The sequence below is a fragment of the Streptomyces sp. NPDC090021 genome, from assembly GCF_044748225.1.
In the GTDB taxonomy this organism is placed as follows: Bacteria; Actinomycetota; Actinomycetes; order Streptomycetales; family Streptomycetaceae; genus Streptomyces.
In genome coordinates this window covers 131,631-140,846 of record NZ_JBIVFO010000018.1, presented here as the reverse complement: position 1 = coordinate 140,846, position 9,216 = coordinate 131,631, and the positions used below count along the sequence as shown (strand labels likewise).

The 9,216-nt window shown below is 71.6% G+C and carries 9 protein-coding genes; 4 read left to right on the top strand and 5 right to left on the bottom strand.

Annotation, left to right across the window (positions count from 1 at the left end; all coding sequences use genetic code 11):
* Positions 1-159: 159 nt before the first annotated feature.
* The 4 genes from ACIPXC_RS17040 to ACIPXC_RS17025 form a co-directional block, all read right to left on the bottom strand.
* The gene (locus ACIPXC_RS17040; protein ID WP_401618280.1) at positions 160-753 is read right to left on the bottom strand and encodes a malonic semialdehyde reductase; all 594 of its coding nucleotides are present in this window, start codon (positions 751-753) and stop codon (positions 160-162) included.
* Positions 754-851: 98 nt separating this feature from the next.
* Positions 852-1,070: an exodeoxyribonuclease VII small subunit gene (locus tag ACIPXC_RS17035; RefSeq protein WP_401618277.1), complete on the bottom strand. Its 219-nt coding sequence runs from the start codon at positions 1,068-1,070 to the stop codon at positions 852-854.
* A 61-nt stretch (positions 1,071-1,131) separates the two neighbouring features.
* The gene (xseA, locus tag ACIPXC_RS17030; protein WP_401618274.1) at positions 1,132-2,400 is read right to left on the bottom strand and encodes an exodeoxyribonuclease VII large subunit; all 1,269 of its coding nucleotides are present in this window, start codon (positions 2,398-2,400) and stop codon (positions 1,132-1,134) included.
* 528 nt (positions 2,401-2,928) lie between these two features.
* Positions 2,929-4,341 carry an APC family permease gene (locus ACIPXC_RS17025; RefSeq protein ID WP_401618271.1) on the bottom strand — a complete coding sequence of 471 codons (1,413 nt, stop codon included), beginning with the start codon at positions 4,339-4,341 and terminating at the stop codon, positions 2,929-2,931.
* Between the two features lie 94 nt (positions 4,342-4,435).
* Between ACIPXC_RS17025 and ACIPXC_RS17020 the strand changes: the two genes are divergently transcribed.
* On the top strand, positions 4,436-5,440 hold the full coding sequence (locus ACIPXC_RS17020) for a 4-hydroxy-3-methylbut-2-enyl diphosphate reductase (RefSeq protein ID WP_401618268.1): 1,005 nt from the start codon (positions 4,436-4,438) through the stop codon (positions 5,438-5,440).
* A gap of 21 nt (positions 5,441-5,461) precedes the next feature.
* Positions 5,462-6,202: a polyphosphate--glucose phosphotransferase gene (gene ppgK, locus ACIPXC_RS17015; protein ID WP_401618265.1), complete on the top strand. Its 741-nt coding sequence runs from the start codon at positions 5,462-5,464 to the stop codon at positions 6,200-6,202.
* A 23-nt stretch (positions 6,203-6,225) separates the two neighbouring features.
* Here the strand turns inward: ppgK and ACIPXC_RS17010 are convergent, their stop codons facing one another.
* Complete coding sequence (locus ACIPXC_RS17010) at positions 6,226-6,615, bottom strand: DUF6542 domain-containing protein (protein ID WP_401618262.1); 390 nt, start codon at positions 6,613-6,615, stop codon at positions 6,226-6,228.
* A 267-nt stretch (positions 6,616-6,882) separates the two neighbouring features.
* Here ACIPXC_RS17010 and ychF point away from each other — a divergent pair, with 267 nt between their 5' ends.
* Together ychF and ACIPXC_RS17000 are read left to right on the top strand one after the other, a co-directional pair.
* The gene (ychF, locus tag ACIPXC_RS17005) at positions 6,883-7,971 is read left to right on the top strand and encodes a redox-regulated ATPase YchF (protein ID WP_401618259.1); all 1,089 of its coding nucleotides are present in this window, start codon (positions 6,883-6,885) and stop codon (positions 7,969-7,971) included.
* A gap of 244 nt (positions 7,972-8,215) precedes the next feature.
* The gene (locus ACIPXC_RS17000) at positions 8,216-8,764 is read left to right on the top strand and encodes an ArsR family transcriptional regulator (RefSeq protein WP_401618256.1); all 549 of its coding nucleotides are present in this window, start codon (positions 8,216-8,218) and stop codon (positions 8,762-8,764) included.
* Positions 8,765-9,216: the final 452 nt, after the last annotated feature.

The window sequence follows — 9,216 nt, the reverse complement described above, 5'->3', positions numbered from 1 at the left end:
GGGGGGCCCGCCCGGGGGGGGGGGGGGGGGGGGGCCCCGCGGGGGGGGGGGGGGGGCCCCCCGCGGGGCCCCCCCCCCCCCGGGGCCGGCCCCCCCCCCCCCCCGGGCCCCCCCGCCCCTTCGTACACGTCCGCGCAGCTCGCGTCCCTGCGGAGGCGATCAGACGGTCGTGATGACCTCGTCGAAGGCCAGGCGCGGGGAGCGGTCGAACCAGGCACCCTCGGCGGCCGGCTTGCCGATGTTGACGACCATGATCGGGGTGTGGTCGTCGTCCAGGAACTCCTTCTGGATACCGGCGAAGTCGGCGCCGGTCATCGGGCCCGCGGCCAGACCGGCGGCGCGGATGCCGATGATGAAGTACGCGGCCTGCAGCGCGGAGTTCAGCAGCGCGGAACGCTCGCGGACCGGGCGCTCGGAGAAGAACGCGTCCTTGGCCTGCGGGAAGTGCGGCAGCAGCTGCGGGAGCTCCTCGTGGAACTCGTTGTCCGCAGAGAGGATCGCGACCAGCGGGGCGGTCGCGGTCTTGGCGTCGTTGCCCGGGGCCATGTGCTTAACGAGGCGCTCGCGGGCCTCGGGGGAGCGGACCAGGGTGATGCGCAGGGGGGTCTGGTTGAAGGCGGTCGGGCCGAACTTCACCAGGTCGTAGATCGCCTGGACCTGCTCCTCGGTCACCGGCTCGTCGGAGAACGAGTTGGCGGTGCGGGCCTCGCGGAACAGCAGGTCCTGCGCGGCGGAGTCAAGTACGAGAGACATCGGGAAAGCCTTCTTCCATACGGACGTGAAGCGATGTCCATGACTCTACGGCGCAAGTAGATGAACTTTCAACTAAACCGGTGTGGTCGTGACCGGCGTCACTCCCCCTCGGCGGCCTCGCGCGCCGCCAGCGCCGAGTCCAGCCGGGCCCGGGCCCCCTCCAGCCAGTGCCGGCACACCTTCGCCAGCTCCTCGCCGCGCTCCCAGAGCGCGAGGGACTCCTCCAGCGAGGTCCCCCCGGCCTCCAGCTTGCGGACCACCTCGATGAGCTCGTCGCGGGCCTGCTCGTACCCCAGCGCCGTATCGGCCTCTGTCATTCCCTCGTCCATCCTCTGCGTGTTGTGCGACCACGTGATTGCGGCCGTATGGCGTATGGCGCTACTGCGAAGCCTCGGCCGTGTCCGGTGCGTCTGCCGCGCCCAATAGGTCCGACGCATCCGACAGGGAGACCTCGACGGAGAACGTGCCCTGCGCCACCCGGGCGCGCAGCACCTCCCGCGCCGACACCTCCTGCGGCGAGCGCACCACGTGGCCGTCCGCCCGCTGCAGTACGGCGTACCCGCGCTCCAGCGTCGCGGCCGGCGACAGCGCCACCACCCGGGCCAGCGTGTGGGCGAGTTCCGAGTCGGCCCGGTCCAGCAGGTGCCCCAGCGTGCGCCTGCTGCGCGCCAGCAGGGAGTCCAGCTCGTCCTCCCGCAGCTCCACCATGCGCTGCGGATGGACGAAGACCGGCCGGGCCAGGGCGTGCGCGAGCCCCCGCTCCTCCCGGTCGAGCAGGGAGCTCACCGCGCGCAGCCCCCGGCCCTGCAGCTGGCGTACGCGCTCCAGCTCCTCGCCGACGTCCGGGACCACCTTCTTCGCCGCGTCCGTGGGCGTGGACGCCCGCAGGTCCGCGACCAGGTCCAGCAGCGGCGAGTCCGGCTCGTGGCCGATCGCCGATACCACCGGGGTACGGGCCGCGGCGACGACCCGTACGACCTCCTCGTCGGAGAAGGGCAGCAGGTCCTCGACACTGCCGCCGCCGCGCGCCACGATGATCACGTCGACCTCGTCCATGGCGTCGAGCTCCTTGACCGCCCGGACCACCTGCGGCACGGCGTGCACGCCCTGCACGGCGACGTTGCGCACCTCGAAGCGGACCGCCGGCCAACGGCGCCGGGCGTTCTCCAGGACGTCCCGCTCGGCCGCCGACGCCCGCCCGACCACCAGACCGACCAACTGCGGCAGGAAGGGCAGCGGCTTCTTGCGCTCCGGCGCGAAGAGCCCCTCGGCCGCCAGGGACCGCTTGAGCCGCTCCAGCCGGGCGAGCAGCTCGCCGATGCCGACCGGCCGTATCTCCGTCGCCCGCAGGGACAGCTGCCCGCGCGGGGCGTACCACTCGGGCTTGGCCAGCAGGACGACCCGCGCGCCCTCGGAGACGACGTCCGCGACCTCGTCGTAGACCTGGCGGAAGCAGGTCACGCTCACCGAGATGTCGTGCGACGGGTCGCGCAGCGTCAGGAAGACCACCCCCGCCCCCGGCCGCCGCGAGAGCTGCGTGATCTGCCCCTCCACCCACACCTGGCCGAGCCGCTCGATCCAGCCCCCGATGAGCCGGGACACCTGGCCCACCGGCAACGGCGCCTCGGCCGACGTATTCAGACCCATGTGCGCAGGCTATCCGGCCCCACCGACACGGCGTCAGCCTCCCGTGCCGGTGTCGGAAGCCCAACCCCACCCGCCCCTCGGGACAGCCCGCCCCTCGGGACGGCCTGTTCCTCGGGACGGCCTGTTCCTCGGGACGGCCTGTTCCTCGGGACGGCCTGTAGCTCGGGACGGCCTGTTCCTCGGGACGGCCTGTAGCTCGGGACGGCCTGTTCCTCGGGACGGCCCGCCCCACCAGGCAGCCCGCCCCACTGGACGGCCCCGCCCCACCAGGCAGCTCGCGAGCCCGGGATCCGGCCAGGAGTGCCCCTGCACCCCGCGGCTCCCGCGGCCCCGGGCCTCCTGCGGCCCCGGGCCTCCTGCGGCCCCGGGCCTCCTGCGGCCCAGGGCTCCCGCCGGTACCGGCACCGCCGCCGCGGCTTCGGCGGCCCCGGGCTCCGCCGGTACCGGTACCGGTACCGGCGCCTCGGCCTCGGCCTCGCCCTCCGGCCCCGGCACCGCGGCCCCGGGCCTCCGCCGCCGCGGCCCGGGCTACTCGCCGTCCCCGGCCCCTGCCCTGTCCCCGTCCCCGGCCCCTGCCGTGGGGGCGGCGGGGCGTCGGCCGCGTTGGGCGAGGAGCAGGGCCAGGCCTGCCGCCAGCCACACCGCACCCACCGCCTGCGCCGCAGGGGACGCCTCGACGATCACCGCCACCGTCACCACCGCCCCGAGCACCGGCACCACCAGGTGCTTCCACCAGTTCGGCCGGCCCTCCCGCCGCCGGACCACGAACCAGCCCACCACCGAGGCGTGCAGCAGGGTGAAGGCCACCAGCGCCCCGACGTCCACGACCGAGACCAGGTGGTCGAGTCCGTCGTCGCGCCGCGCCGCCCACACGGCGGCGACCAGCGTGACCGTCGCCGCCACCAGCAGGGCGGCCCGCGGGGTGCCGTCCGAGGTCCGCGCCAGCGCCCGCGGCAGCCGCCGCTCCCGGGCCATCGCGAACACCAGCCGACCAGCCGCCGCCTGCCCCGCGAGGGCGGCGAACGCGGCCCCGACGGCCTTGCTGATCGCCACCAGGTCGTGCAGCCAGAAGCCGACCGATGCCTCCGCCGCGGTGTAGAACGCCGGGCCCTGCCGGGCCGGATCCGCCGCCAGCTCCGCCGAGGACACCGGCATCAGCAGCGCCGCGAGATGGCTCTGGACGACGAACAACGCCCCGGCCAGCGCCAGACAGCACAGCAGCGCCCGCGCCACCCGCTCCGATCCCCCCGTCACCTCCTCGGCGAAGGAGGCGATGGCATCGAAGCCCAGGTAGGACAGGACCGCGATGGAGACCGCGCCCAGCACCGCCGCCGTGCTGAAGCCGAGCGAGCCGTCACCGGTCAGCGGTGAGAGCCAGCCGCGCCGGGGGCCGTCCTGGACCAGCACGACCACCGCGGCCACCACGAACACCAGCAGGACCAGCACCTCCATGACCAGCACGGCGAACCCCACCCGCGCGGCCACCCGTACGCCCCACAGGTTGAGCCCGGTGGTCACCACCACGGCCAGGGCCGTCCACACCCACCGGGAGACCTCCGGGACCAGCGCGTTCATCGCGATCCCCGAGAAGAGGTACGCGACCGCCGGGATCAGCAGGTAGTCCAGCATCGCCATCCACCCCGCGATCAGCCCCGGCCCCTCGCCCAGGCCCTTGCGGGCGTAGGTGAAGACCGAGCCGGCCTGCGGGGCGACCCGCACCATCTGCGCGTAGGAGAAGGCCGTGAAGGCCATCGCGACCGTCGCGACGAGGTAGACGAGCGCGACGGCACCGTGCGACGCGGCGTCGAGCGCGCCGAAGACCCCGACCGGCGCCATCGGGGCGATGAACAGCAGCCCGTAGACCACCAGGTCCCGGAAGCCGAGACTCCGCCGCAGCGCCGCGGACCCCGGGGCCCTGCTGGAATCCGTGGCGGACGCCATCAGTCCTCCGGGTGATGGGTGGGACGTTCTTGCGGGCCTCCCGGTCAGTCTGTGCCGAACGGGCGACGTTCGGCCTGCTGGAGACCCCCGTACGATGGAGCACATGACTGCTCCCGCCCCTGCTCCCGCTTCCCGCCGTGTCCTGCTCGCCGCGCCCCGCGGCTACTGCGCGGGCGTGGACCGAGCTGTGATCGCCGTCGAGAAAGCCCTTGAGCAGTACGGGGCGCCGGTGTACGTCCGTCACGAGATCGTGCACAACAAGTACGTCGTCCAGACCCTGGAGCGGAAGGGCGCCATCTTCGTCGAGCGGACGGAGGAGGTTCCCGAGGGCAACATCGTGATGTTCTCCGCGCACGGCGTCGCCCCGGTCGTGCACGAGGAGGCGGCGCGCGGCAAACTCGCGACGATCGACGCGACCTGCCCCCTGGTCACCAAGGTGCACAAGGAAGCCATCCGGTACGCGAACGAGGACTTCGACATCCTCCTCATCGGCCACGAGGGCCACGAGGAGGTCATCGGCACCTCCGGCGAGGCCCCGGACCACATCACCATCGTCGACGGCCCGCACGACGTGGACAAGGTCACCGTCCGCGACGAGTCGAAGGTCGTCTGGCTCTCGCAGACCACGCTGTCGGTCGACGAGACCATGGAGACCGTCGACGCCCTGAAGACCAAGTTCCCGCTGCTCGTCTCGCCGCCGAGCGACGACATCTGCTACGCCACCTCGAACCGGCAGGCCGCCGTCAAGGTGATGGGCGCGGACTCCGACCTGGTCATCGTCGTCGGCTCGAAGAACTCCTCGAACTCGATCCGGCTGGTCGAGGTCGCCAAGGACGCCGGCGCGAAGGCCGCGTACCTCGTCGACTTCGCGAGCGAGATCGACGAGGCCTGGCTGGAGGGCGTCGCCACCGTCGGCCTCACCTCGGGCGCCTCGGTGCCGGAGGTCCTGGTCGAGGAGGTCCTGGAGTGGCTGGCCGCGCGCGGCTACGCCGACGTGGAGATCGTCAAGACGGCGGAGGAGCACATCACCTTCTCGCTGCCCAAGGAGCTCCGCCGCGACCTGCGCGCCGAGGCGGCGGAACTGGTCGCCGACAAGTAACTCCTTTCGTACGGTATGTCCATGCAGATCTTCGGCGTGGACATCGGCGGATCCGGGATCAAGGGCGCTCCCGTGGACCTGGAGCGCGGCGACCTGGCGCAGGAGCGCCACAAAGTGCTGACACCGCAGCCGGCCACCCCCGACGGGGTGGCCGGCTGCGTCGTCGAGGTGGTGCGCCACTTCGGCTGGGACGGCCCGGTCGGGGTGACCTTCCCGGGCGTGGTCACAGGCGGGGTCACCCGTACGGCGGCCAACATGGACAAGTCCTGGATCGGCGTCGACACGGCGGCGCTGCTCTCGCGCGAGCTCGGCGGGCAGCGGCCGGTCACGGTGCTGAACGACGCCGACGCCGCGGGCGTCGCCGAGATGACGTACGGGGCCGGACGCGGGCGCGGCGGCACGGTCATCCTGCTCACCCTGGGCACCGGCATCGGCAGCGCGCTCTTCACGGACGGACGGCTGGTCCCGAACACGGAGCTGGGCCACCTGGAACTGAAGGGGCACGACGCGGAGACGCGGGCCTCGGTGAAGGCCAAGGAGGACGGGGGCCTCACCTGGGAGCGCTGGGCGCACCGGCTGCGCAAGTACATGCAGCACGTGGAGATGCTGTTCTCCCCGGACCTCTTCATCATCGGCGGCGGCGTCAGCCGCAAGCCGGAGAAGTTCCTGCCGCTGATCGAGGGCGTGCGGGCCGAGATCGTCCCGGCGGCACTCCAGAACAACGCGGGCATCGTCGGAGCGGCGATGGCGGCGAAGCGGTAGGCGGGTCCCGGCCCCGCCCTCCGTCAGTCGACGCGGCGGGGGAGGCGGCGCCGGCCGATGAGCACCGCCTTGCGCACCAGCGCGATGAGGGCGGCCACGAGCGTCCCCGCGTACAGCCATCCCGCGTGCAGGGACAGTGCGGAGACCAGCCCCATCAGCTGGCCGCCGAAGCCGCCGGAGCCGCCCGAGATGGGCCACACCCCGGCGGCGAAGGCGATGGGGACGCCGATCGGCGCGGTGATCAGGTCGGCGGGCCGCACCCAGAGCGCGGTGGCGGCCGCGACGGGCGGGAAGAGCAGCCCGTAGACGAAGAGCGAGGAGCCGAAGAGCAGCGCGCAGATCCCGGCGACGAGCACCATGGAGGTGCAGGCGAAGAGCCCGCCGCCGAGGCCGGTCAGCCGGGGGCGGGGCATGCGCACGCGGCGTACGGGCGCGGGCCGGGGGGCGCCGCCTCCCTGGGCGGGCACGCCCGCGGGCCGCGGGCCGCGGCGCTGGGCCGGGGGTCGCTGCGGGTGAGGGGCCGGTCGCGTCCTGTATTGCTCCACCCCACCAAACTAGGCGGGAGGGCGGCCGGATCCGGGCCCGGACACGCGTACATCGACCGCCACTCATCGGAAAGTAAACTGTCCGGTGGCCCACTCCCGGGCCGCCGCCCCCTCCAGCTACGGGAAGTCGCCAACGTGTCGCTCACGATCGGAATCGTCGGCCTGCCGAATGTCGGCAAGTCGACCCTGTTCAACGCCCTGACCAAGAACGACGTGCTGGCGGCCAACTACCCGTTCGCCACCATCGAGCCGAACGTCGGCGTCGTCGGCGTCCCGGACCCGCGCCTGTCCGTCCTCGCGGGCATCTTCGGCTCGGTGAAGATCCTCCCGGCGACCGTCGACTTCGTCGACATCGCGGGCATCGTGCGCGGCGCCTCGGAGGGTGAGGGCCTGGGCAACAAGTTCCTCGCGAACATCCGCGAGTCGGACGCCATCTGCCAGGTCATCCGCGCCTTCAAGGACGAGAACGTCGTCCACGTCGACGGCAAGGTCTCGCCGAGGGACGACATCGAGACGATCAACACCGAGCTGATCCTCGCCGACCTCCAGTCCATCGAGAAGGCCGAACCGCGCCTGACGAAGGAGTCCCGCCTCCAGAAGGACAAGGTCGCGGTCCTCGCCGCGGTCGTCGAGGCGAAGAAGATCCTCGAAGCGGGCGACACCCTCTTCTCGAAGGGCATCACGAAGGGCACGGAGCAGGGCGACCTCCTGCACGAGCTCCACCTGCTCACCACGAAGCCCTTCCTCTACGTCTTCAACGTCGACGAGGACGAGCTGACGGACGACGCCTTCAAGGCGGAGCAGTCGGCCCTGGTCGCCCCGGCCGAGGCCATCTTCCTCAACGCCAAGCTGGAGGCGGACCTCGCCGAGCTGGACGACGAGGAGGCCCTTGAGCTCCTCCAGTCGGTCGGCCAGGACGAGCCCGGTCTCGCCACCCTCGGCCGCGTCGGCTTTGCCACGCTGGGCCTGCAGACCTACCTGACGGCCGGCCCGAAGGAAACCCGCGCCTGGACGATCAAGCAGGGCGCGACGGCCCCCGAGGCGGCGGGCGTGATCCACACCGACTTCCAGCGCGGCTTCATCAAGGCCGAGGTCATCTCCTTCGCGGACCTGGTCGACTGCGGCTCGGTGGCCGAAGCCCGCGCCAAGGGCAAGGCCCGCATGGAGGGCAAGGACTACGTCATGCAGGACGGCGACGTGGTGGAGTTCCGCTTCAACGTGTAATCGTATCGTTACCGCATGTTAGATGGATTCGTCAAGCGTGCAGGTCAGGAGGGGTTGGACTCTAGCGAGTCCGACCCCTTCTGCGTTCCCGTGCCGACTTGGTGCTGACCTGGGGTGCCTCGCGCTAGGCGCCAATGAGCATTCCGGTGAGTGTGCGAGTGCCGATTGTTACTTTCATTGGACGCTTGATATCCAGCGCCCAATGAAAGTATCGCCAAGTCTGCTCCCCATCCTCCGGTCTCGCATGCAAGGCGAGCTCCTCGCGCTGGTGCTCCTGCACCCGGACCGGGAGTACAGCATCACTGAGCTCGCGGCGGAGGTCGGCGTTACGCCCACTGCTGTCCTGCGGGAGGTTGACCGGTTGGCAGGTGGTGGAATCCTGGCCGACCGGCGAGTGGGGCGCAGTCGCCTCGTCAAGGCCCGCACGGATACTCCGCTGTACCGTCCGCTGAGCGAGCTCATGTCCGTCTCCTTCGGCCCCGTGCCCGTGCTCACCGATGCGCTCGCCGGACTCGAAGGCGTGGAGCGCGCCTATATCTATGGCTCGTGGGCCGCTCGGTACAAGGGTGAGCCGGGGCTGCCGCCTGCCGATGTGGATGTCCTCGTCGTGGGTGCCCCCGATGCCGACGCGCTCTTCGACCTGGCCGAGGAGGTTTCACGGCGCTTGCATCGTGAGGTCAACGTTCATCGGGTCTCCGTCGAGGCGCGGGAGGGCCGTACGGACGATCCGTTCCTCACCAGCGTTCGCGAACGTCCCCTGGTGCAGCTGAATCCTGACTCGGAGGCGCAATGACGCGCTGGAATCAAGGGCGGTCGATGGTTGACGCGCTCATCGCGGGTGGCGGACTTGAACGAGTCCCCGCTTCTCAAGAGGCGGCCGAAGCGGAACTGGTCCGGGCGCGTACCCATGTCGGCTCCGCGCGGCAGTTGGCGGCCACGGATCCTGAGGGTGCGTAAAACACTGGCCTACGACGCCGCGCGTAGAGCGCTAGCCGCGGTATTGCACAACCAGGGACTGCGTGCGACCAGTCGTGGCGGCCATACCGTCATCTACGAGGCTGTGCGCGCGCAGCTCGACCCGCCACTCGGTTCCATGCTGCGTCCCTTCAACCGCATGCGAGCCCGGCGAAACGAAGTCGAGTGCCGGTCGTCGGAGGCCCCCGCGGTGACGCCGGAGGAGGTCACGACCGACTTGGCGAAGGTGGAGGCGCCTCGCACCCGGTGACCGGATCACCCTCCGCGAGA